Raw genomic sequence first — 22,681 nt, 5'->3', positions numbered from 1 at the left:
GGGAAAATGCCGCCGCGGAAAGAATTCGTCGGCGGGCAGGAATGGAAAATGCAGCCCATGGGGTACCGGCGCATGGATCGCCCGACGACCGAGCATCGCATCGATACAGACGTCGATGCGACGTCGGTCGTCCGCGGCCGCATCCTCCCGCAACGGTGCAAGCGCCGTATCGATGGCATCGGACAGCGCACGTGTATGCTGCGCGATCCTATCAGAGGCACGGACGAGGAGCTGGCTTAACGCCGGCGACCGCTCGGGGAGCGACTGAACGATCGTGGCCACTCCACCCCAGCGAAACGCCGCCGCCGCAGTGTTACCGACGCGGTCCAGCAGTTCGGCCAGCCGGACGTTCGCCATCAGATTGCGCTGGTCGAGCGCAAGTGCGCGTTCGAGCGCGGTCTGTTCCCCCACGCTGTCGCCGAGCCCGCGATAGGCGCTCGCCAGGTTCATCCACAGCGGCGTCGCGGCAGGGTCAGCCGTCGTCGCGCGCGAGAAATAGCCGACCGCCATACCATCGCCCCGCGCCAACGCGTCGAGGCCCAGCGCGTTGAGCGCAACAGGATGTTCGGGCGCAATGCCGAGCACGTCGTGAAAGGCGGCGCAGGCTCGCGCACCGTCGCCGGCACGCTGCGCGGTTTCGGCGGCTTGCAGGAGCATCTCGAGCGACGGCCCCGGCTGCTGGCGCATCACCGGGGCGCCGTTATTGCGCACCGCTGCGTGCGGCACGTTCGACCATATCCTGTCCAGCGGCACGTCCCGCCTGCGCGATCTGGTCCCATTCCGCGCGGGTGTGGCATTCGCGTCGCGTCTCGATCAGCGATCCCGACGGCGCCGATCGCTTGCAGATCCGACGCTCGGCCGGCGGTGTCGCGGCCGGTGGCACCTCATCGCGCTGCGCCATCGTCGCGCCGGCCGCTGCCACAGTGAACGCGGACGGCGCCGCCACAATAAGCGACGCAGCGGCAAGACCCGATCGGACCCCCGATCCACACCATGTCGTCCGCATCATCATGCCGCTCCGCAATGCATTGCCGGTACGCATCATGACGGGTCCTTTCAGTTTCGCAACGAGATTTTGGCCGATTCGGACGTACCAAGACCGGTGGCGGTCGGGACCATCATATGCGATCCCGATGCCATGACCCGTCCGCCCCGCCCGCCCGCCCCCGCCCGGGAATCCGCCACGTCCGTCGGCGCACAGATCGGCGATCCGCGCTGGCTGGCCCATCGTTACGATCCCGACCATGATGCGGTGCATTTCATCGCGGCGGACCGGGCGCAGCGTGGCGTGGCGACCTTCCTCACCGACGAGTATCTGCCGTCGTTGGCCACGCCGATCGTGGTGCCACGACGCGACGCGGTCACGGCCGCCCCGCCCGCTGCATCGGTTCATTTCATTTTCCACTCGGCCTATTGCTGTTCGACGATGCTGGCGCAGGCACTCGACATGCCGGGCTTCGCCACCGCGCTGAAAGAGCCGGTAATTCTCAACGATCTCGTCGGCTGGCGTCACCGCGGCGGTCATCCCGCGCGCGTCGGTGAGGTCCTTGATGCGACGCTGAGACTGCTTGGCCGCGCCTTCGAATCCGGCGAGGCGGTGGTGATCAAGCCCTCCAACGTCGTCAACGCCCTCGCGCCGGCAATGCTGGCGATGCGGCCACAGGCCCGCGCCGTGCTGCTCTACGCGCCGGTGCGCATCTATCTGACGTCGATCGCACGAAAGGGTATGTGGGGCCGGCTTTGGGTGCGCGAGCTTCTCGCCAAGCAACTCGCCGATGGCATCGTCGATCTGGGCCTCACGCCCGAGGATATCTTCAGGCTGACCGATCTGCAGGCGGCCGCGGTAGGGTGGATCGCGCAGGCCGATCTGTTCGCTGGCCTGGTGGCCCGCTTTCCGGACCGCGTCAGAACGTTGCAGAGCGAAACCCTGCTCGCGAACCCCTTGGCCGCGGTGACGGCCCTGGCACGCTTCTATGCGCTGCCGGACGATCCGGCGACCGTGCAGGCGCTGCTCGACGGCCCTGCCTTTGCGCGCAATGCCAAGGACGGCAAGACCTATGGCGCGGCGGACAGGGCACGCGAGCACGAGACCGGCGCGGCACTCCACGCCGACGAGATCGACAAGGTGGTCATCTGGGCAGAGGCGGTCGCACGCACCGCCGGCGTCGCGCTTGATCCCCCGGCGCCCCTGCTGGGCTAGGCGCTCGTCCCGCCACCACGCGCAGCCGATAGTTTCGCGGTCGAGCCCGGACAGAAAAAGGGGCGGTTCCGAAGAACCGCCCCATTCAAGACCGAGATGGCCTGACCCTAGAAATGCAGGTTCGCACCGATCGCAAAGCGGCGGCCCAGTGCGTCATACGTCGACGGATAGGTGTTGCCGCTGTTGAAGCTGGTCGAACCCACCGTCGACCCGACGAGCGGCGGCTGCTTGTCGAACAGATTCTGGACCGTGACGGTCAGGTCGAAATTCTCGGCAATGCCGATCCGCGTCGACAGGTCGATATAGTCGTAGGACGGGATCCGCGTGAAATCCGCAGTTTGGCCGGCGAGAGCGCCACCGGTGAGCGTACCACTGAACGCCGCCCCGTTGCCGTTGACGACATCGTCCGGCTCCTGCTGGACGTTATCGATGTGACGCCACAGTACCGAAACGTCGATATTGTCGACGAAGGTGAACGTCGCACGCGTGTTCCAGGTGAATTCGGGCTGGATCGAGCCCGAGCCCCCAGCCGCAGCGCTGGCCGCGCCGCCGCAGTTGACCGAATAATAGCCGATGCACTCACGATTGATGAGGCCCGGTGCGGCCTGGAAGGTCGCAGAGTTCGACCAGTTGCCCTGGAACGACAGGCCCAGTTTGACACCCTGAGTCAGCGGCGTGCGATAGTTGATCGCAAGATCGATACCGTCGGTCTTGACGGTGCCAAGGTTCGAGATTGCAGCCAGCAGGCCGCGCGTGGTTGCCGGATCGCCGTCGAGTCCGCCCGTGACCGGGTTTCGCGAAATCGCAAGGCAGGCCGGGCTGGTGGCGCTCGCCGCGGTGATGGTGTCGAAGCAGTTGGAGATGATATCGCCCGGCGCGAACTGCGAAATCGCGCCCTTGATCTTGATGTTGTAGTAATCGACGTTGATCGAAAGGCCGGGAATGATCTGCTGCGGCTGGATGACGAGGCCGAGCGTGTAGCTGTCCGACTTTTCCGGACGCAGGTCGAGGTTACCGCCGGACGTGATGTTCGCCTGACCCGCAGTCGGAACCGCAATGAGACCGATGGTCGAGGCCGGTGCGCCCTGCGCAAGGCAGACGGCGCGCAGATTGGCATCGTTGACCGGCGCTGCACCGGCGCAACGATCGGTCGCCAGGTTGGTCAGACCCGTATTCACCGGCGAGAACAGCTCGCTGATCGTCGGTGCACGGACGGCACGCTGGTAGCTGCCACGAACCTTCAGGCCCGTGACAGGCTCCCAGCTGCCGCCGCCCTTGTAAGTGGTCGTGTTGTACGATGGCGAGTTCGCCGCGAACACCTTGTAGTGCGAGTAGCGGACGCCAGCTTCGAGCGTCAGGCTCTGGAAGAACGGACGATCCTGGACAAGCGGCGCGATGAGCTCGCCAAAGCCTTCGCTGACCTCATAGCCACCGTCGATGTTCGGCGCGGCGCCACCGGCACCACCGAGTTCGCCAGCGGTCTGTGCCAGCGTATCCGAGCGCTGCGACGCACGGTACTTGCGATACTCCGCACCGGCCGCGAAACCGATCGAGTCGCTCGCGAACGGTGAGGCAAAGCCGAAATCACCGTTGAGGACCGCGCGGGCCTGCGCCAGCGAGGTACGAACGGTCGTCGTGCTCTCACCCGTGATATACGAGGTCATATCGGGGGTGATCGAACCGTCGGCACCGAAGACGTTGAGCGGAACGCAACCGGTTCCCGCGTCGATCGCCGCACCGCCGGGCGCACCGCCAAGGCAGCTCGTGGTATTGGTTGCATAGACCGCGGACCGTACGCGCGACGTCAGGACATAGCCCTGCAGCGTCTGCGTATTCTCCGATTCACCGTAACCGCCCGAGACGTCGAGCTTGATACCCTCGGTCAGCCCAACCTTCACGCCGGCACGATAATCAAAGATCGTCGTCTGGAAGTTCGAGATGCGCGGCCCGACCTCGGTCGTCCGGCGCGACAGGTTTGTCGTGATCGTGCGGAAGTTCGGGTTTGCCGTCGTCACGCCGCCCACGGTGACGGTAGGGCTGGTCGCGGCTGCGGCAAGGTCGCACTGCGCCTGCGTGATGCTGGCGGCGGCGCAGAACTGATTCCGCGCACCGGCCGGCAGGTAGGGGTTCGACAACGGAACAACGATCGACGAGTTGAATACACCCGACGGCGCGATGATCGTGTCGACAGTATTCTTCGAGAACAGGCCGCGCGTATAGATTTCGACGCTGTCCGACACTTCGTAATGGCCGGCGCCATACATGTTGAACCGCTCGAACGGCGTCTGGAAGATGTTGTACGGGTTGAAGTTGAACGGAATGACCGCCGTCGTCAGCGAACCCGTGGCCGGGTTGATCTGGCGACGACCGCCAAGCGTGAAGACCGATGGGACCGTCGTGCCCGAGCCGCTGCTCGCGCCCGAGAACGAGTCGTAATTCTGCACCGAATAGTCGCGCTCGCCCTGATAGACGGGGTCCGACTGCTGGTACCCGACCGAGAAGACCGCGTTACCGCGGCCATCGTCGAAATTGGCGCCGATCGTGATGTCGCCGCGGAAATAGGCACCATCGCCACGCTCGGTGATCTGGTTCGAGACCGAGGCGTCGATGCCCGAGAAATCCGACCGCGTGATGAAGTTGACGACGCCCGACACGGCGTCCGCGCCGTAGGTGGTCGCGGCGCCGCCGGTCAGCGTGTCGACCCGCTCGACCAGTGCGAGCGGGATGTTGTTGAGATCGACGCGACCGAGCAGACCCGAGGGTGCGATGCGGTTGCCGTCGAGCAGGACGACGTTGCGGAACGAGCCAAGGCCGCGAAGATCGACATAGGACGCGCCGCCGTTACCGTTGTTGACGGCCGAACCGATGCTCGGCGTCGCACCCGGCAGCGTGCGCAGAATGTCTTCGGCGGTGTTCGACTGACGAAGCTTGATTTCCTCCTGGCCGATGACAGTCACTGGCGATGAGGCGATCAGCGCGGGGTTCTTGATCAGCGAGCCGGTAACGACGATGTCACCCTGGCTGTTCTCCGTGCTCGGCGCGGCTTCCGACGTCGTCATGCCGACTTCGCCCTGGGCGTTGGCGCCCGGCGTGGTCGACTGAGTCGCGGTCGCGCCGCCGGCGCGGATCCCTGAATTGTCACCTTGGACCTGTGCGAAGGCTGGCGTGGCGAACGTCGTCGCCCCCATCAGCAACGTGGTCGCAAGCAAATGGGCGCGAGCAGCAGATGTCATAAATACCCCTTTGTCGCCGGTGATTGCACCGTGCATTTTCTCCGGTTTTTCCGGTTCTGGTCACGATCTATCCAGCCACGCCATTGCGCTGCAACAATTATCGTCGATTCGGACCTTTTCTCATTTCGTTTGCGACATCACCGTGACATAACCGCAACATAGTGTCGTATGGTGAAACTCGAGGCTGGGTTCTGCCAAGCCAAAGCTCATAAGGCGATCATATGCGAATGTTGTCGGCCATCTCTGTTACCCTGTCAGCGCCGCTCATCGGCGCCCTGCCGATCGCCCCGGCTGTTGCCGCGCAGGCCAGAGAAGACTCTTCGAAGACATTGGATGCGCTGGCCGCGTGCCGGGACATAACGGCCGATGCAACCCGGCTTGCCTGCTTCGACACGACCGCCGGGCAGATTGCGCGCGCGCGCCAGGCAGGCGACCTGCTTGCGCTCGACCGCGGCAAGGTTATCGAGCGCAAACGCCAGCAATTCGGCCTTGCCGATGCCGGTCAAAGCCCGCTCGGCGGCGGTGAGGCGGATCGCGTCACACGCGTTACGGAGGTGCAGACCACGATCACCACGGCAAAGCCGGCGAGCTATGCGCGGTTCGCGCTGCAACTGGCGAACGGCATGGTCTGGGAAACGATCGAACCGCTCTCGCTGCAACCCCGGCCGGGTACCGCAATCACCATCCGGCAGGCCGGCTTTGGCGGGTTCAAGGCGTCGATCACCGGCGAGCGCGCGATTCTGGTCAAACGTCGGCGTTGAACCCCGTCGCTATCTTGGGCACCTCGTGAAAAGGTGGCGTCCTGCGGTCGTGGACGGGCTTCAGATCAGGGCCGACATGCTCGGCGCGCCCGCGGGATATCGATCAGCGTCACCGCCGGGGTGGTGTCACGGGTGAGCGGTCGGGCGGTCGCCGCCGGATCGTCAAGTATCGGCGGATGAAAGGGTCCCCATTCGACCACCGCGGCGCAACCCCGGTCGCGAATCACCGCAAGCGCGGCGGCGGGCGACAAATGCGTGCCCGAATACAGCCCGTCGGCCCAGCGTTCACGATAGGCCGACTGAACGACGATCGGTCTCGGGCCCTTGAGCTCCGCGTTTGAGCGATAGCGATCAAGCGCCAGCGCGACCGCATCGTCGCCGACGATGACGAGCGCGGGCTTATGGCTCCCGATCAGGGCCACGGCCTGGTGCCAGTGCTCGCGCTCACGGCTGGGCAGCCAGCTCGCCAGGCCGATGGCACTCAGGCCGAGCAGGATGGCGCCGCTTGCACGGGCGACGGGGGGCGACTTTATGCGCGTCACGCCGAGCGCCACGAGGACCAGCTCGGGTCCGCTCGCCCAGCTCAGCGTGCGCGGCAGGAATATCGGCACCCGCTGGCTGATCACGAACAGCAGTAGCGGCGCGCCGATCGTCAGGACAGCGAGCAGCCGCACTTCCGGTCGCGCCGCACGTACCGCACACGCTGCGAGCCCGGCGAACAGGCCTGCCAGCAGCAGCATACCCGCAATCCCCGTCTCATGGGGAAAGAGCGGCAGATAGACCTGCGCCGTCATCGCGACCGCGTCGCGCCAGGACGGCGTGGCGATCCACGCGATATTGGTCACGGGCATTGTCATCTGGCGGACGCTGATCATCGCCCACCATCCCCAGCCTGCCAGCACCGCGACGTTCGTCGCCAGCCACCGCGCCTGTGCCCGTCGGTCACTCCACAGCAACCAGAGCATTGTCACCCCCGCCAACCCGGCAAACAGCGCGACCGTCGTATGCGTATACAGGCCGATGAGCGTCGCAATGCCGTAGAGGACTAGGCCACCCAGCGTCCGGCGACGCAGATAGAGCACCATCCCGGTGCAGGCGAGCAGCACCGCCAGCTGCGCGAGCGCATAGCCGCGCAGCTGTTGGCTTAGATCCGTGCCCAGCGCGGAGAGCGACAGCAGCGCGGCGGCGAGCAGCCCGGCCTTCGCATCCCCGACCGCTCGCCCTAGCCCGTATGCCGCGCCGATCCCCGCCGTCCCGATCCCGATCGGCAGGAGCCGCACCGCGACATCATCCTGGCCGACCAGCGCGATCCAGCCCGACAGCATCGTGTAGAACAGTGGCGGGTTGGTCTCGCGCAGCATCCAGCTGCTCCACAGCCGCGACACGGGCTGGCGCGCGAACTCGAGCGACGCCAACTCGTCATACCACAGCGAATACTGCGCCGTGTGGATGCGGAATGCCGCAACGGCGACGAGCATCAGCGCCAGCATCAGCGGCGCGCGCAGGCGTCCCGCCGCCGCCGGGGAACCACCATGCTGATCGACCCGCTTCACCCGCATCGCCTTTCCCGATCACGCGCGCCCGCACAAGGGGCGGCCTCACCGCATCGACGATCGTCAGACGAGCTGGAACTCCCCGGATACACCCTCAGCCTGTGCGGACGGCGCGATCCACAGGTGGAAGCGGCCCGGCTCGACCGTCGGCACGAGATCCCGGCCGATGAAGAGCAGGTCGTCGCGACGCAGCGTGAACGACACGACCTGCCGCTCGCCCGGTTTCAGTGCGACACGGCGAAACGCTTTGAGTTCGCGCACCGGACGCGTCACGCTGGCCGCCAGATCGCGGATATAGAGCTGCACGACCTCTTCGGCGGCGCGCGTGCCGCTATTGCCGATCGTCGCGCGCACCGTCAGCGCGCCATCGGTCGACAGACGCGCAGCGCCGAGATCGAGCGCTTCGTATTCGATCGCGCCATAGGTCAGGCCATGACCGAACGGGAACAGCGCCGCGTTGGCGAATTCGCGGTAGCGCGCCTTGTATTCGAGCAGCGGGCCCGGCGGGTTGGGCCGCCCGGTGTTCTTGTGATCATAATGATAGGGCTCCTGCCCCGTGGCATGCGGAAAGGAAACGGGCAGCCGCGCCGACGGCCCGGTCTTGCCGAACACGATGTCGGCGATCGCCGGCCCGTCCTGCGACCCCAGGAACCAGGTGACCAGGATCGCCGGCGCCTTGAGCACCGCGTCGCTGAGCACCAGTGCACGGCCGGTACGCAGCAGCACGACGATCGGCGTGCCGGTCGCGGCCACCGCCTCGACCAGCGCCATCTGCGCGGCGGGGATCACGATTGACGCCCGCGACTGCGCCTCGCCCGACATGCGCTGGCTCTCGCCGACCGCCAGCAGGACGACATCGGCCGCGCGTGCGGCGGCCACAGCTGCGGCAATCCCGCCGGGGAGCGGATCGTCGATCCCCGACCCCGGCGTCACGCTGACCTGCGCCGGGTCGGCCACCGCTGCACGGATACCGGTCGCCAGATCGACCGCTTCGGCGTCGGTGCCGTACACGTTCCACGGACCGATCAGGTCGTGCTGCCCGGCCGCGAACGGGCCGATCAGCGCGATCCGCCGCCCCTGTCGTGGCAGCGGCAGCAATGCGCCCTCATTCTTCAGCAGGACGATCGACCGCGCCCCCGCATCGCGCGCCAGCGCCAGCGTCTCGCGCGTCCGGATCCGCGTCTTCTCGCGACGCGGGTCGATCCGCCGGAACGGATCGTCGAACAATCCGAGCGCGACCTTGAGCGCGAGGACGCGGCGGACCGCCTGGTCGAGCCGCGCCATCGGGACCTCGCCCGCCGCGACGAGCGCCGGCAGATGCGCCAGGTAAAACCCGCTTTGCATGCTCATGTCGACGCCGGCCATGAAGGCGAGCTTGGTCGCTTCGCGCGCATCCGTCGCAAAACCGTGCGCGATCAATTCCTCGTCGCCGGTATAGTCGGACACGACCAACCCGCCAAAGCCCCATTCGCGGCGCAGGATCTGCGTCAGCAGCCACGCATTCGCGGTCGCCGGGACGCCCGAAATCTCGTTGAACGCCGCCATCGTCGTCGCAGCGCCGGCGTCGAAGGCCGACTGGAACGGCGGAAAATACACCTCGCGCAGCGTACGCTCGGACACGTCCACCGTGTTGTAGTCGAGCCCGGCTTCTCCCGCGCCATAGGCCGCGAAATGCTTGGCGCAGGCCGCGACCGCGTCCGACGCCGCCAGTCCCCGCTCGCCCTGGAACCCGCGGACCCGCGCGGCCGCCATCATCCGGCCGAGCAGGACATCCTCGCCCGCCCCCTCGACACCACGGCCCCAGCGCGCGTCGCGCGCGACATCGACCATCGGCGCGAACGTCCAGTCGATCCCCGATGCCGCCGCCTCGGCCCCCGCGGCCCGGGCAGTGCGCCGCGCAAGTTCGGGATCGAAGCTTGCCGCCTCTGCCAGCGGGACCGGAAACACGGTCCGCAGCCCGTGGATCACGTCGGCGGCGAACAGCAGCGGGATCTTCAATCGCGACTGGCGCATCGCAGCGGTCTGCATCCGCTGTGCCATCACCGCGCCATTGCCGTTGAACACCCCGCCCAGACGCCCGGCGCGGACCTGCGCGAGCTGTTCGTCGAAACTCGACGACCCGCCCGCGGGGTTGAGCGCGGTCGCCGCCCCCCCCGCCCAGGCCGCCGCCATCAGCGTCAACTGCCCGGCCTTCTCGACGACGGTCATGCGCGCAAGCACGGCTTCGACCGATGCGGGCAGGGCACGCGGCTGAGCCGTCTGCTGCAGCAGCGCGCGCGCGGGGCTCGCCGCCCAGGCGGTCACCGCCCCGGCCCCCATGATCATCGCCCGTCGTGAAATCGTCCGTTGTGCCATCGTCGCCGCCGTCATCCGCTATCCCTTTGTCCGTGCCTGTTTCGACCGCCCGGCTCCACCGGGCTGATGATCGTTGCAAGGTTCTTGATCCCCGTTTCTGGATCATGTAACCGGTTACATCAAGAACAACATTTCCAGCCGCGAACGACGGCCGACGCCAGAGGGGATCCTGACCAGCCATGTCGCACGCCACTATCCGTGATATTGCCCGCGAGGCGGCGGTGTCGGTAGCGACCGTGTCGCGGGCAATGAACGGGCTGGCCAGCGTCCGCCCCGAATTGCGCAAGCATATCGAGGAGGTCGCATCGCGGCTTGGCTATGTCCCGCATGCCGCGGCGCGACACCTGAGCTCGGCCCGCTCGGGGATGATCGGCGTGGTGATCCCCGATCTTCACGGCGAATTCTTCTCCGAACTGCTGCGCGGCATGGACCGCGAGGCGTCGGAGCGCGGGCTGTACCTGATGCTGATGAGGATGCACGGCGACGCGGCGCGCGGTGTGGCTGCGCTGAACGCGATGCGCGGTCGGGTCGACGGGCTGCTGGTGATGGCCCCTCAGGTCGCGGCGGACGAGCTGCTCGCGCACCTGCCGCGCGACATGCCTGCGGTGCTGCTGAACTGTGCGCCGGGGCAGCCCGGCCGCGCCGAACTGCGCATCGACAACGCCGCCGGTGCCGCCGCTATCGTCGAGCATCTGATCGCAACCGGCCGCCGCCGGCTGGTTCATATCACCGGCCCCGAGGGGAATATCGATGCCGAGGAACGGTGTCGCGGCGCGCGCGACGCCTGTGCGCGTGCAGGCGTCGCGCTGCGCATCCTGCCGGGTGACTTTAACGAACCCTCGGGCATCGCCGCCGCCGCGACCCTTCTCGACGAGGGGTGCGACGCCGACGCGATCTTTGCCGCGAACGACATGATGGCGATCGGCGCGATGATGACGCTGAAACGGGCCGGGATTGCCGTTCCGGAGCAGATTGCGATCGCCGGTTTCGACGACATCCCGCTCGCCCGGCTCATCACGCCGTCGCTGACCACCGCGAGCATCGACATCGCGGCCTTCGGTGCGCGCGGCGTCGCACGGCTGGCAGGCGCGATTGCCGGGCAGGACGATGGCCTGCCCGAGCAGCGCGTCCCGGTCGTCGTCATACGGGAATCGACCGGCCAGCCCGACCCGGCACGACCCAACGCATTTCTATCCACAATCCACAACGAGACACCCGATCAATCGGGAACAGGGGAACGACCATGACCAAGATGATGTTGCGTGCGGCAGCGCTTTCGCTGACGGCGCTGTCCGGCGGGGTGCTGTTCGCCCCCGCGCCGGCAGCCGCCCAGGTCGGCCAGGCGTCGTTACGCGGCACGATCACCGCGCCGGCGGACAATCCGGTCGTCGAGGTCACCCCGGTCGAGGTCGCGACCGGCCTGCGTCGCACGGTGCCCGCTGACGCCGCTGGCGGCTACAACTTCGCGTCGCTGCGCGCAGGCACCTATGCGATCGCCAACCCCGAAGGCTGGGTAGGCTATGGCCCCGATGTCTGGGGGCTGACCGCATGCGACGGCCCCGGCGATTTCGCCATCGACATCGGTGGCCGCCGCCGCGAATTCTTCAGCTATGCGGCGCGCGGCGTCGGCGACCGGGACGACGGGACGCTGGCCCCGACCGCGGCAGCGGCATCGATCGCGTTCGAACCCGAATTGTCGAGCCGCGCGATCGAGACGATGCACGCCCGCTACGGCGCCCGCATCTACGGCAAATACGGCTTTCTCGATTCGTTCAACCCGACGCTGACGGCCACGTCGGTGCCGCTCAAGCATGGCAGCGTCGATCCCGCTGCGGGGTGGGTGGACGACGATTATCTGGGCATCGACCAGGGCGCGATTGTGGTCATGATGGAGAATTGGCGTACCGGCCTCGTCTGGACGACCATGCGCCGCAATCCGCATATCCGCCGCGGCTTGCAGCGCGCGGGGTTTACCGGGGGCTGGCTGACCTGATCGCAGCACCGGGCGATGACGTGATAACAGGTGCGCACGGCAGGCTCGGGCGCGATAGGATGACGCATGCATCGCCCCAGGACCACCATCCGCCAGCTCAGCTATTTCGTCGCGCTCGCCGAAAACGGCAGCTTCACCCGCGCGGCCGAACGGATGGGCGTGTCGCAGCCGTCGCTCTCGCAACAGATTCGCGCGCTCGAGACAATTCTCGGTGCGCCGCTCTTTGAGCGCGGCGGGCCTGCGATCCCGACGCCGCTCGGCCGCGAGCTTCTCGAGCGCGCGCGTCGGATCCTGTTCGACCTTGCGGACCTGGAGGAAGTGCGCGTCGCTTCAGCGGACGCGCTGGTCGGGACGATCCGGCTGGGCGTATCGCCGACGCTCGGCGCCTATCTGCTACCGACCTTCGTCGCGCGTCTGCACCGTGACCATCCGACGCTGCGCATCCATGTCCGCGAAGGCCTGCCCTCCGCGCTGACCGCCGGACTCGCGGCCGGGGACCACGACCTGATCCTCGCACAGCTCCCGGTCGCGGGGCGCGGATTCCACACCGAGCGCCTGTTCCGTGAGGCGCTGTATCTGGCGATGGCGGCGGACCATCCGCTGGCCCCCAAGGCTGGAATCGAGATGGCCGATCTGCGCGGCCAGAACCTGCTGACGCTCGTCGCGGACTATCGCCTCGCGCAACAGGTCGCCGCGATCGCCGGCGAAGTCGGCGCGGTCGTGCTCAATGATTATGAGGGCACCAGTCTCGACGCGATCCGGCAGATGGCCGGGATGGGCATGGGGCTGGCATTGCTGCCCGAACTCTATGTCCGCCAGGAAGTGCGTGACGGTGGCGACGTCATCGTGCGGCCGTTCAGCCATGGCCGACAATATCGCGAGATCGGACTGCTGTGGCGCATCGGCGCAGGCCGTGCTCCCGCCTATCACCTGATCGCCGACCTGTTGCGCGCGGTTGGCCCATAGGTTTATCCTATCGATGATATAGCCGCCCCGTAGTTGTATCAATAACACTGTGCGGCAATTCTGATTGCGGACTCGAGCAGTTGGATGACGCAGGTGGCAGGCAAACGAATCGGATGGCGTGAAGCGCGCGGCTGGCTGGGCGAGATCGTCGGACCCGATACGCCCTATCTCCGCCTCGCAATGGTGTACGGCGTCGCGATCAGCCTGTTGTCGCTCGCCACGCCGATCTCGGTGCAGCTGCTGATCAACAGCGTCGCCAACACCGCGCTGCCCGCACCGTTATGGACGCTGGCCGGGCTGTTGCTTGTGCTGCTGCTGTTCGTGGCCGGGCTCAGCGCGATGCGCTTCTGGGTCATGGCGCTGTTCGAACGGCGCTTTTTCGCGCGCGTCGTCGCCGAAATCACCGAACGCGCCGTCCACGCGCAGAACCCCTTCTTCGCCGATCAGAATCGCGGCGACCTGTTCAACCGCTATTTCGATCTCGTCGTGGTGCAGAAGGCGGTGCCGAGCCTGGTGATCGGGGCGTTCACGATCATCCTCCAGTCCGCGGTCGGGCTGGTCGTGACGAGTTTCTACCACCCCTTCTTCCTCGCGTTCAACGCGCTGCTGATCCTGCTAATGCTCGCGATCTGGACGATCTGGTCGCGCGGATCGATCCGCTCCGCGGTCGCGCTCAGCCACGCCAAGCACGAGGCGGCCCGCTGGCTCGAAAGCCTGGGCGGATCGAACGGCTTCTACAAATCGAGCCGCCATCTCGATTTCGCGATGGATCGGTCCGAAGCCGTCACTGCCACCTATGTCGACCGGCACGAACGTTATTTCCGCTACAGCTTCGCGCAGACCGTCGCCTTCCTGCTGCTCTATGCCTTTGCCAGCGCGGCGCTGCTTGCGCTTGGCGGCAATCTGATCCTGCGCGGCGAACTGTCGATCGGACAGCTGGTCGCGGCCGAGCTGATCCTGAGCGGCGTATTCTACGGCGTGTCGCAGCTCGGCTGGTATCTCGACACACTCTACGACCTGATCGCAAGCGCGGAGGAGTTGTCGCTGCTGTTCGCGATACCGCAGGAACAGGCGGCCGCCACCGCGGGACAGGCGCCCGGCGATGGTGCCGTCCGGCTCGAGGCAGTCGAAGTGGAGGGTGCGCGCTTCGACTTCTCGCTGGCGGCGGGCGAACAGCTCGTCACGCTAGCGGATGGCGGGGCGGAACGGCTGCTGGCGATGGTGCTCAAGCGGCACATCGTGCCCGAGCGCGGGCTGGTCACGGTCGGGGGCGCCGACATGGCGACGTTCGACATGTATCTATTGCGCTCAGCGGTTGTGGTTCTCGACCGGCCGACCATCGTCGAGGTCACGATCCGCGAATATCTGTCGCTTGCCGCGGCGGCCGGATCCGACCCGGGCGGGATGCTCGAAGTCCTCGATGCCGTGGGCCTGCGCGAGCGGGTTGCGCAATTCCCGCACGGGCTCGACACCCCTCTTGCCGCGTCGGGCTATCCGCTGGCGATCGGCGAGGTCGTCGCGCTCAAGCTTGCCAGCGCGCTGCTCGTGCGACCACGCGTGCTGATGCTTTCGCAGCTGTGCGACCTGATCCCCGCGGAGCGGCTGGCGGACGTGCTGCGCCGGCTGAAGGCGGCCGGGACGACCACCTTGCTGTGTACCGGCCGGCCCGAGGACATCGTCCTCGATGGCTGGTTCCGCCTCGAACCGCATCGCCAGCGACGCTTCGCCACCCATGCCGCGCTGATCACCGACGCGCATACGGAGTCGAACGATGCCGTATAGTCCCGATCGCGTTGCGCATTTCCCGACACTGGCGAAGATGCGCGCCCCGCGCAGCGCGGTGACGGTCGCGTGGCTGCTGTTGATCGGCATCGCGGTCGCGATCGCGATCATGGCGCTGGTCCCCTGGGTGCAGACCGCCAACGGCACCGGCCAGGTCGTCGCGCTCGACCCCGACGATCGGCAGCAGCAGGTGACGGCGTTCGTGCCCGGCCGCGTCGAACGCTGGTACGTGCATGACGGGCAGCATGTCGAACGCGGCGATCCGATCGCCCGCGTCGTCGATCTCGACCCCGACCTGCTGTCGCGTCTGCGGGCCGAGCGGGCGCAGGTCGAGGCGGAGATCGCCGCGGTCCAGCAGAGCCGCGCGGTCGCCGGCATCGACGTGTCGCGTACCGCGCAGCTCTTCGCCGAGGGGCTGGCCGCGCGGCGCGACTATGAGCAGACCCAGATCAAGGTCGCCGATGCGGGCGCCAAGCTGGCCGAGGCGCGCGCCAAGCTCAACCGGATCGACATCCAGCTCAACCGCCAGTCCGCGCAGATGGTCCGCGCACCGCGCGACGGTCGCGTCCAGCAGCTCAACGCCACGACCGGTGGATCGATGGTGTCGCCCGGCACCGTGCTCGCGGTGATCGCGCCCGAGCGCGTCGAGCGCGCGGTCGAACTGTTCGTCGACGGTCGCGACGTGCCGGTGCTGCGTCCCGGCCGACCAGTCCGCCTTGAATTCGAGGGCTGGCCCGCGATCCAGTTCAGCGGCTGGCCATCGGTTGCACAGGGCATGTTCGACGGCCGCGTCCGCACGATCGATCCCAATGCCGCGCCAGACGGGCTGTTCCGCATCCTGGTCGAGCCCCAGCCCGGCAAGCCTGCCTGGCCCGCGCGCGAATTCGTCCGCCCCGGCGGCAAGGTGCGCGGCTGGGTGCAGGGCGAGACGGTGCTGGTCGGCTATGAACTCTGGCGCCAGCTCAACGACTTCCCGCTTGAATTCGGGCGGCGCCCGGCGGCAGCCGCGAAGGGCGAGGCCAAGGCCATGGACGCGAAGGCGTCCGACGAGGAGGGCGGCAAGAAGTGACCCGATTCTTCGCCGCACTGCTGATGCTGCTGTCCCCAGTGGCGGCGATCGCGCAAGCCGCCCCACTGACACTCGACGAGGTGCTGCGTGCCTCCGCGCGGTCCGCCCCGCAGATCGTCGAGGCACTCGCGCGCGTCCGCCAGGCGGAGGGGCGATCGCTGTCGGCGGACGGCGCGTTCGACACGGTGTTCGACGTCGACGGCAAGTCGCGCGTCGCGGGCTATTATGACGGCACCGTGGTCGAGAGCCGTGTGACGCGGCCGCTGACGACCAATGGCGGCTATGTCTATGGTGGCTACCGCGCGTCGCGGGGCACTTTTCCGGTCTATGAGGATCAGGCCTATACCAACCGGCTGGGCGAGGCCAAGGTCGGCGCGCTGTTCGCGCTGCTGCGCGACCGCGTGGTGGACGAACGCCGGACGCGGCGCAGCGTCGCCGGCGCGGACATCGACGTCGCGCGGTTCGAAGCCCAGATGGTCGCGATCGGCGTCCAGCGCCGCGCGGTCGACGCCTATCAGGCCTGGGTCGCCGCGGGGTTGCGCCTGCGTGCCTATCGCGACCTGCTCGATCTGGCGGAACGGCGGCGCGGCGCGATCGGGCGGCTGGTGACGCTGGGTGCACGACCCGAAATCCTGTTGACCGAAAACGACCAAAACCTCGTCCGCCGGCGCGCACTCGTCGTGCGCGCCGAACAGGATATCGCCACCGCCGCCAACACGCTGTCACTCTATCTGCGCGACGATGCGGGGGCGCTGCTGCTCGTATCACCCGACCGGCTGCCCGCGGACACGAGCGCGCTTGCCGGCGTCGCGCCGACCGGATCGAGCGCGGCCGCGGTCTCGCGGCCGGATTACCGGGCGATCCTGACCCGGATCGACCAGTCGACCGCGCGGCTGATGCTGGCGGAAAACGATCTGTCGCCTCGGCTCGATCTGCGCGGTGAAGTCGGCAAGGATGTCGGCCCGGTCGGTCTGGGCGGACCGAACCGCACGCCGCTCGAAGCGGCGGTCGGCTTCCGCTTCAGCGTCCCGCTTCAGAATCGCGCCGCCAAGGGGCGCGTGGCCGAAGCCCGCGCCGAGATCGACGCACTGGTACAGCGCAGTCGCTTCCTGCGCGACCAGATCGCAATCGAGGTCGAGGGAATCGTCATCGCGGTCGGCGCGACCGAACGGCTCGCCGGTATCGCGGAGGAGGAACGCAGTCTTGCCGACCGGCTCGCGGTTGCCGAACGCCGCCGTTTCGAGCTGGGATCGGGCGACTTCTTCCTCGTCAACCAGCGCGAGGAGACCGCGACCGATGCGCGCGTCCGCCTGATCGACGCGCAGGCGCGGATCGCCTCCGCGCGCGCCGAACTCGCCGCCGCGACGGCCGACCGTGTCGCACTGGGGCTGGACCGCTAGGCCAGCCCCGCCCTGCTCAATAGGCCAGTGCGCAGCCATCGGCGCGCATCTCGCTCGCCGCGGCATAGACGCGGGTGTCGCCGTCCATCCGGTGCTCGACACATTCATAGCGCCCGAAGCCGCCATCCGGCTCTCCGATCGTCCACCCCATGTCGGCCAGCCGCTTCCGCGTCGCGACCGGCACCCCGGTTTCTAACCGTAGCAACCCGGTGGGCCCGAGCCCGGGCGTATCCTCGCCCATCGATTGCGACGATCCCTCGTGATGCCAGCGCGGCGAATCCCCTGCCGACTGGATCTCGAGCCCGTAGTCGACGCGGTTGACGATGATCTGCGTCTGCCCCTGCGGCTGCATGTCGCCGCCCATCACCCCGAAGCTCATCCACGGCGTGTTGCCGCGGGTTGCGAAGCCCGGGATGATCGTCTGGAACGGCCGCTTGCCCGGCGCATAGATGTTGGGGTGCCCGTCCTTGAGGCTGAACAACTGCCCGCGATCCTGAAACATGAAGCCGAGGCCATCGGCGACGAGGCCCGATCCCATCCCGCGGAAGTTGGACTGGATCATCGACACCATCATGCCGTCCTTGTCCGCGCAGCTGAAATAGGTGGTGTCGCCGTGACTTGGCGCCTGCCCTGGATAGACCGGGGTCAGCAATCGGTCGGGGCGGATCAGCTTGGCGCGCTGTGCGGCATAATCCTTCGAGATCAGCCACTCGACCGGCACCTTGGCGAAGTGCGGATCGGCATAATAGCGCGCGCGATCCTCATAGGCGAGGCGCTTGGCCTCGGCCTGCAGGTGGATCGACAGCGCGGACTGGAAGCCTGCGCCCTTCAGGTCGAACCGTTCGAGAATGTTGAGCATCTGGAGCGTCGCCAGCCCCTGCGTGTTCGCGCCGAGCGCGTGGACGGTGGTGCCGCGATAGTCCGTCGTGCTGGGCGCGATCCATTCCGAATGGTGCGCCGCGAGGTCCGCCGCCGACAGCCACCCGCCGATCCGCTTGAAGTAGCGCTCGATCTTCTGCGCGATGTCGCCCTCATAGAACGCATCGCGTCCACCGTTTGCGATCGCGCGGTAGGTGCGCGCGAGATCGGGATTGCGGAACACCCCGCCCGCCGCCGGGCCCTTGCCGTCCGCGAGGCCATAAGTGCGCAGCGCGTTCTGCGATTCCTCCAGCCCGTTCCCCGGACGGCGGAACGCGGTGAGGCTGCGGCGGATGTAATAGGCAATGATGTCGGGCACCGCCGCGCCCGCTTCAGCCAGCGCGATCGCGGGTTGGAACAGCGCCGCCCAGGGCAGCTTTCCGTAGCGCTGGTGCATCGTCCACCACGCGTCGACCGTCCCCGGCACCGACACGCTGAGCGCGCCGAGCGGCGGCAGTGCGCCGTTCTTGGCGCGCGACCGCACCGTTTCCAGGCTCAGGCCGCGCGGCGATTTACCCGAACCCGCGAGCCCGACGACCGCCTTGGCCTTGGGATCCCAGATCATCGCATAGGCATCCCCGCCGATCCCGCTCGACGTCGGCTCGAGGAAGCCGAGACACGCGTTGATCGCGATCGCCGCATCGACCGCCGACCCACCCGACCGCAGGATGTCGATCCCCGCCTGCGTCGCGAGCGGGTGCGCGGTCCCCGCCGCGCCGTTGAGTCCATAGACCGCGGTGCGCGACGCGAAGCTCGCGCCGATCGGCCGGTCGCCGGCATGGACGTCGGGGCGCAGGAAGCGCTCCTCGCCGGGCGCCCAGAATGTAGGATTGGTATCCGTCGCGGGCGCTGCCCCCTGACCCGGGCCGGGGGCGGGGTCGCTGCTGGCTGTACCGCGCTGCGCAGACGCGAGTGTCGGAAGCATCGCAGCCGCCGGCAGCGATGCGATGAAGGTGCGACGATGCATTGGCGAACTCCCAGGACCCGGCATGGTTGTTGCCCGCAGGGGCGATCGGCGCAAGTGGCTGAAATCGGCGGTGCCTCGACGGATCAGCGCCGGCGTCTGGCCGCGACGACCTGAAGCAGCACCGCCGCCGCGGACAAGGCCGCGCCTAGCCCCGTGACCGCGACCCAACCGTCCATGTGCCATGCCCAGGTCGCACCGGCCGATCCCGCCGCGCCGCCGAGGAACATCGCCCCCATGAAGATCGTGTTGAGCCGGGCGCGGGCCTCGGGCCGCAGGGCGTAAACGACATGCTGGTTGGAGACGAGCGCGCTCTGCACACCGAAATCGAGCAGGATCACGCCGACCACCAGTCCGGCAATCGAACTCCACAGCGCAAAGACCGCCCAGCTTGCCAGCGTCAGCACGGCCCCGAGCAGGATCACCAGCCTGGGACCGCGGCGGTCGGCGATACGCCCGGCGACCGGCGCGGCGAGCACGCCGACCGCGCCGACCACCCCGAACAGACCCGCAATATCCGCCCCCAGACCGAAGCGCGGGCTCTGCAGATGGAGTGCGAGCATCGTCCAGAACACGCTGAACGCGCCGAACAGCAGCGCCTGCGTGATGGCCGCCTTGCGCAGCGTGCCGAACTCCCGCCAAAGACCGCCGAGCGACCGCAACAGCCCTGCATAACCGAGATCCGCGGTCGGGACGCTGCGCGGCAGCCGCATCGCCATCACCACCCCCGCGCCGAGCGCCATCGGCACGCCCAGCCAGAACATCGCCCGCCATCCGGCATGCGTCGCGACGAAACCCGCCAGCGTCCGGCTGAGCAGGATGCCGCACAACAGCCCCGCCATGACCGTCCCGACCGTTGCACCGCGTCGTTCCGGGCTTGCGAGATGCGCGGCGAACGGCACGACCTGTTGCGCGACGGTCGACAATATCCCGACGAGCAGCGACGCGGCGATCAGCATCGCCGCGCTCGGGGCGATCGCGGCGAGGATCAGGGCCGCGGCCAGCCCCAAGAACTGCACGACGATCAGACGCCGGCGTTCGACCAGGTCGCCGAGCGGTACCAGAAGGAACAGTCCCGCGGCATAGCCAAGCTGGGTCGCAGTCGGCACCAGGCTGGTCGCGGCCCCGGGCAGGTCGCGCTCGATGATCCCCAGCATGGGCTGGTTGTAATAGATATTGGCGACGGCAACGCCGGCCGCCGCGGCCATCACGAACGTCAGCCCCCGACCGAGATGGTGTCCGCCCGACGGGCCTGGCATCGACGCATCCGTCTCCAAGGGGCCACGGTCCTGCGCAATACTCGTCATACCAAACTCCTCTGCGACCGCGTGCCCGCTATGTGGACCATGGTGCAATGCCCGATGAGAGCGCGTCAGTGGCGAAGATGGGCTCGCGATCAGCGGCGGATCAATACGGCGCGGAAGGTGATCGCGAACCGGGTCCGCCCCGGCCGCGACGCGAGCACCACCCGCGTCGCGTGCGCCTCCGCGACCTGCGCGACGATCGCCAGCCCCAGCCCGCTGCTGGCGGATGCGGCACGATCGCGTTTCCAGAAACGGCGAAAGATCGACGGCTGATCCGCCTCGGGGATGCCGGGGCCGTCGTCGCAGACCGCCAGCGTGCCGTCTGTCCCGATCGTCACGTCGATCCGACGGCCAGGCCCGCTATGCTTGACCGCATTCTCGATCAGGCAGCCCAGCGCCTTGGCGATCCAGGCCGCATGGCCCGCGACCATCACGCTGTCCGCCGCCGTCGACAGCGCGATCGACTTGCCTTGGCGGATCGCCAGCGGTGCGATCGAAGCCACGCCGTCGGTCGCGATCGCGACGAGATCGACAGATGCCGCGGTATCCAGCGCGACGGTTTCCAGTTCGGCGATCTCCAGCACCTGCTCGACGATGCGGCCGAGCGTGTCGAGATCGCTGCGCAGCGTCGCTCGCAACGTAGCATCCTCGACCTCCTCGACACGAAGCCTGGCCACCGCGATCGGCGTGCGCAGCTCGTGCGCCGCATCGGCGATGAAGTCGCGCTGCATGCGGTAGCTCGACGTCAGACGCTCCAGCAACGCGTTCACCGCGCGCGCGAGTGGCCGCACCTCGGCCGGAAGCCGGTCGTCATGCAGCCGCAGATCGAGCGGCAGCGCATCGTCCGTCCGCAGCGATGCGGAGGCTCGCCGTACCGGCGCGACCGCACGCCGGATAATCAGCACGTCGATCGCCAGCAGCAGCAGCAGGACCGGCGTCACGATCGCCAGACCGTAGAGCAGGAACTGCGCGAGCAGGTCGTCGAGAATATAGTCCGGGTGGGTCAGATTCTGCAGGACGACGATCCAAACGCGTGCGCTTCCGACGCGCGCCGGGCTGCTGGCGCCGGCATAGAAGGCATGCCGCGACTGCCGGCGGAAGAAGCGCTCCTCGTCGCTCAGCGGGATGGCCGCGAGCGGCACCATGATCGGCGAATCCGACCGGAACAGGACCGCACCACGCGGATCGACGATGCGGAATGCAAAGCCCGCCCCCGGCGCGAACACTGCGGCGCTGGTCCCGTCCTGGGTCAGGTGCAACCGGCCGCGCGCGTCCTGCGACAGCGCCTGGCGCAGGGCCTGGGTATGGACGTGGACCGTCTGATGCTGGATCCGCGCCGCCGTCGTGTCGAGAAACAGATAGACCCCGCCGGCCACCGCGACGGCGGTGATCAGCACCGCGATCGCGTGCCAGCGCAGGATCTGCGCCATCAACGACCGTGGCGGCCGCGTCACGCGTCCCGCTCCAGCGTCATGTAGCCGACCCCGCGGACCGTGACGATGTCCGCGGTCGCCTGCGCTTCCGCCAGGCGACGCCGCAGCCGGTGGACATAGACCTCGACCGCATTCGACCCGAGATCGTCGGCGAGCCCGAACAGCAATTGTTCGAGATGCTGCTTAGTCACCACCCGGCTTGTGCGGCGGATCAGCCCGGCGAGCACCTCCAGTTCGCGCGCGGACAAAACGGTCGGCCGGCCGGCAACGGTGACCTCGCGCGTTGCCGGATCGAACCGGACATTGCCGCAATCGATCGTCCGATCGACAATCGTGCCGCTGCGCCGGAGCAGCGCCTGGATGCGCGCGAGCAGTTCCTCGGGCGCGAACGGCTTGGCGAGATAGTCGTCGGCCCCCGCCTCGAGCCCGGTCACCCGGTGTGCGACGCTTGCCCGCGCCGTCAGCGCGATGACCGGCGTGGGATCATCGCGGTCACGCAATTCGCGCACGACCGACAGGCCATCGCCGTCCGGCAGCCCGAGATCGAGGATGACCGCGGCATAGCGCGTATAGGACAGGATCAGCCGTGCATCGGCGGCCGTCGCGGTGGCGTCCGCGGCATAGCCCGCCTCGCCGAGCAGCCGGATCAGCATCGTGACCAGATCGGCATGGTCCTCGACGATCAGGATCCGCATCGACGCTCCCCGGTCGGGCTGCCCGGAGCGCACCGCCCGCGCCCATCGCCGCCTG

At 67.9% G+C, this 22,681-nt stretch carries 17 protein-coding genes; 8 read left to right on the top strand and 9 right to left on the bottom strand.

The window, feature by feature from the left end:
* Together sphst_RS19675 and sphst_RS19670 are read right to left on the bottom strand one after the other, a co-directional pair.
* Nucleotides 1-726, bottom strand: a 726-nt coding sequence (locus tag sphst_RS19675; RefSeq protein WP_442800416.1) for a tetratricopeptide repeat protein, incomplete at its 3' end; no start/stop codon positions are given.
* Complete coding sequence (locus sphst_RS19670) at nt 701-1,045, bottom strand: hypothetical protein (RefSeq protein WP_107046037.1); 345 nt, start codon at nt 1,043-1,045, stop codon at nt 701-703. The genes sphst_RS19675 and sphst_RS19670, both read right to left, overlap by 26 nt.
* A 93-nt stretch (nt 1,046-1,138) precedes the next feature.
* Here sphst_RS19670 and sphst_RS19665 point away from each other — a divergent pair, with 93 nt between their 5' ends.
* Nucleotides 1,139-2,200, top strand: a complete 1,062-nt coding sequence (locus sphst_RS19665; RefSeq protein WP_234387767.1) for a hypothetical protein — start codon at nt 1,139-1,141, stop codon at nt 2,198-2,200.
* Nucleotides 2,201-2,307: 107 nt separating this feature from the next.
* Here sphst_RS19665 and sphst_RS19660 read toward each other — a convergent pair whose 3' ends face one another.
* The gene (locus sphst_RS19660) at nt 2,308-5,433 is read right to left on the bottom strand and encodes a TonB-dependent receptor domain-containing protein (protein ID WP_107046036.1); all 3,126 of its coding nucleotides are present in this window, start codon (nt 5,431-5,433) and stop codon (nt 2,308-2,310) included.
* Between the two features lie 221 nt (nt 5,434-5,654).
* Between sphst_RS19660 and sphst_RS19655 the strand changes: the two genes are divergently transcribed.
* The gene (locus sphst_RS19655; RefSeq protein ID WP_159043716.1) at nt 5,655-6,194 is read left to right on the top strand and encodes a hypothetical protein; all 540 of its coding nucleotides are present in this window, start codon (nt 5,655-5,657) and stop codon (nt 6,192-6,194) included.
* Nucleotides 6,195-6,259: 65 nt separating this feature from the next.
* Here the strand turns inward: sphst_RS19655 and sphst_RS19650 are convergent, their stop codons facing one another.
* Together sphst_RS19650 and sphst_RS19645 are read right to left on the bottom strand one after the other, a co-directional pair.
* Nucleotides 6,260-7,747 carry a glycosyltransferase family 39 protein gene (locus tag sphst_RS19650; RefSeq protein WP_159043715.1) on the bottom strand — a complete coding sequence of 496 codons (1,488 nt, stop codon included), beginning with the start codon at nt 7,745-7,747 and terminating at the stop codon, nt 6,260-6,262.
* Between the two features lie 63 nt (nt 7,748-7,810).
* A complete protein-coding gene (locus sphst_RS19645) occupies nt 7,811-10,117 on the bottom strand; it encodes a glycoside hydrolase family 3 N-terminal domain-containing protein (RefSeq protein ID WP_414711859.1) in 2,307 nt (768 codons plus the stop codon).
* A gap of 164 nt (nt 10,118-10,281) precedes the next feature.
* On the opposite strand from sphst_RS19645, the gene sphst_RS19640 reads away from it, so the two are divergent.
* The 6 genes from sphst_RS19640 to sphst_RS19615 all read left to right on the top strand — a co-directional run bounded on the left by sphst_RS19640 (nt 10,282) and on the right by sphst_RS19615 (nt 17,312).
* Nucleotides 10,282-11,349 carry a LacI family DNA-binding transcriptional regulator gene (locus sphst_RS19640; RefSeq protein ID WP_081877600.1) on the top strand — a complete coding sequence of 356 codons (1,068 nt, stop codon included), beginning with the start codon at nt 10,282-10,284 and terminating at the stop codon, nt 11,347-11,349.
* Entirely contained in the window at nt 11,346-12,095 is a 750-nt protein-coding gene (locus sphst_RS19635; RefSeq protein ID WP_031394537.1) for a glucoamylase family protein, read from the top strand. The genes sphst_RS19640 and sphst_RS19635 overlap by 4 nt, the downstream gene beginning before the upstream one ends.
* Nucleotides 12,096-12,161: 66 nt before the next feature.
* Complete coding sequence (locus sphst_RS19630) at nt 12,162-13,061, top strand: hydrogen peroxide-inducible genes activator (protein WP_031394538.1); 900 nt, start codon at nt 12,162-12,164, stop codon at nt 13,059-13,061.
* Nucleotides 13,062-13,154: 93 nt separating this feature from the next.
* Nucleotides 13,155-14,843 (top strand): ABC transporter transmembrane domain-containing protein, encoded by a 1,689-nt coding sequence (locus tag sphst_RS19625; RefSeq protein ID WP_031394539.1) that lies wholly within the window; start codon nt 13,155-13,157, stop codon nt 14,841-14,843.
* Nucleotides 14,833-15,912, top strand: a complete 1,080-nt coding sequence (locus sphst_RS19620) for an efflux RND transporter periplasmic adaptor subunit (RefSeq protein ID WP_031394540.1) — start codon at nt 14,833-14,835, stop codon at nt 15,910-15,912. The genes sphst_RS19625 and sphst_RS19620 overlap by 11 nt, the downstream gene beginning before the upstream one ends.
* The gene (locus sphst_RS19615; RefSeq protein ID WP_107046034.1) at nt 15,909-17,312 is read left to right on the top strand and encodes a TolC family protein; all 1,404 of its coding nucleotides are present in this window, start codon (nt 15,909-15,911) and stop codon (nt 17,310-17,312) included. The genes sphst_RS19620 and sphst_RS19615 overlap by 4 nt, the downstream gene beginning before the upstream one ends.
* 16 nt (nt 17,313-17,328) lie before the next feature.
* Here sphst_RS19615 and sphst_RS19610 read toward each other — a convergent pair whose 3' ends face one another.
* The 4 genes from sphst_RS19610 to sphst_RS19595 form a co-directional block, all read right to left on the bottom strand.
* The gene (locus sphst_RS19610; protein WP_056409002.1) at nt 17,329-19,197 is read right to left on the bottom strand and encodes a gamma-glutamyltransferase family protein; all 1,869 of its coding nucleotides are present in this window, start codon (nt 19,195-19,197) and stop codon (nt 17,329-17,331) included.
* An 83-nt stretch (nt 19,198-19,280) separates the two neighbouring features.
* Nucleotides 19,281-20,453, bottom strand: coding sequence for an MFS transporter (locus tag sphst_RS19605; RefSeq protein WP_031396068.1), 1,173 nt, complete (start codon nt 20,451-20,453; stop codon nt 19,281-19,283).
* Nucleotides 20,454-20,590: 137 nt separating this feature from the next.
* A complete protein-coding gene (locus tag sphst_RS19600; RefSeq protein ID WP_159043714.1) occupies nt 20,591-21,952 on the bottom strand; it encodes a sensor histidine kinase in 1,362 nt (453 codons plus the stop codon).
* Complete coding sequence (locus sphst_RS19595; RefSeq protein ID WP_107046039.1) at nt 21,949-22,626, bottom strand: response regulator transcription factor; 678 nt, start codon at nt 22,624-22,626, stop codon at nt 21,949-21,951. Before sphst_RS19595 ends, sphst_RS19600 begins: the two co-directional genes overlap by 4 nt.
* Nucleotides 22,627-22,681: the final 55 nt, after the last annotated feature.

Origin of the sequence: Sphingomonas sp. STIS6.2, from assembly GCF_000732685.2 — a bacterium.
In the GTDB taxonomy this organism is placed as follows: Bacteria; Pseudomonadota; Alphaproteobacteria; order Sphingomonadales; family Sphingomonadaceae; genus Sphingomonas; species Sphingomonas aerolata.
The sequence above is the reverse complement of the archived record's forward strand: the minus strand, read 5'-3'. Positions and strand labels throughout refer to the sequence as shown.

Bases quoted from the DNA above. Each gene is read 5' to 3' on its own strand.
- sphst_RS19670 (WP_107046037.1), bottom strand. From the start codon at position 1,045: ATGATGCGTACCGGCAATGCATTGCGGAGCGGCATGATGATGCGGACG.
- sphst_RS19665 (WP_234387767.1), top strand. From the start codon at position 1,139: ATGACCCGTCCGCCCCGCCCGCCCGCCCCCGCCCGGGAATCCGCCACG.
- sphst_RS19660 (WP_107046036.1), bottom strand. From the start codon at position 5,433: ATGACATCTGCTGCTCGCGCCCATTTGCTTGCGACCACGTTGCTGATG.
- sphst_RS19655 (WP_159043716.1), top strand. From the start codon at position 5,655: ATGCGAATGTTGTCGGCCATCTCTGTTACCCTGTCAGCGCCGCTCATC.
- sphst_RS19645 (WP_414711859.1), bottom strand. From the start codon at position 10,117: ATGACGGCGGCGACGATGGCACAACGGACGATTTCACGACGGGCGATG.
- sphst_RS19640 (WP_081877600.1), top strand. From the start codon at position 10,282: ATGTCGCACGCCACTATCCGTGATATTGCCCGCGAGGCGGCGGTGTCG.
- sphst_RS19635 (WP_031394537.1), top strand. From the start codon at position 11,346: ATGACCAAGATGATGTTGCGTGCGGCAGCGCTTTCGCTGACGGCGCTG.
- sphst_RS19630 (WP_031394538.1), top strand. From the start codon at position 12,162: ATGCATCGCCCCAGGACCACCATCCGCCAGCTCAGCTATTTCGTCGCG.
- sphst_RS19620 (WP_031394540.1), top strand. From the start codon at position 14,833: ATGCCGTATAGTCCCGATCGCGTTGCGCATTTCCCGACACTGGCGAAG.
- sphst_RS19610 (WP_056409002.1), bottom strand. From the start codon at position 19,197: ATGCATCGTCGCACCTTCATCGCATCGCTGCCGGCGGCTGCGATGCTT.
- sphst_RS19605 (WP_031396068.1), bottom strand. From the start codon at position 20,453: ATGCCAGGCCCGTCGGGCGGACACCATCTCGGTCGGGGGCTGACGTTC.
- sphst_RS19595 (WP_107046039.1), bottom strand. From the start codon at position 22,626: ATGCGGATCCTGATCGTCGAGGACCATGCCGATCTGGTCACGATGCTG.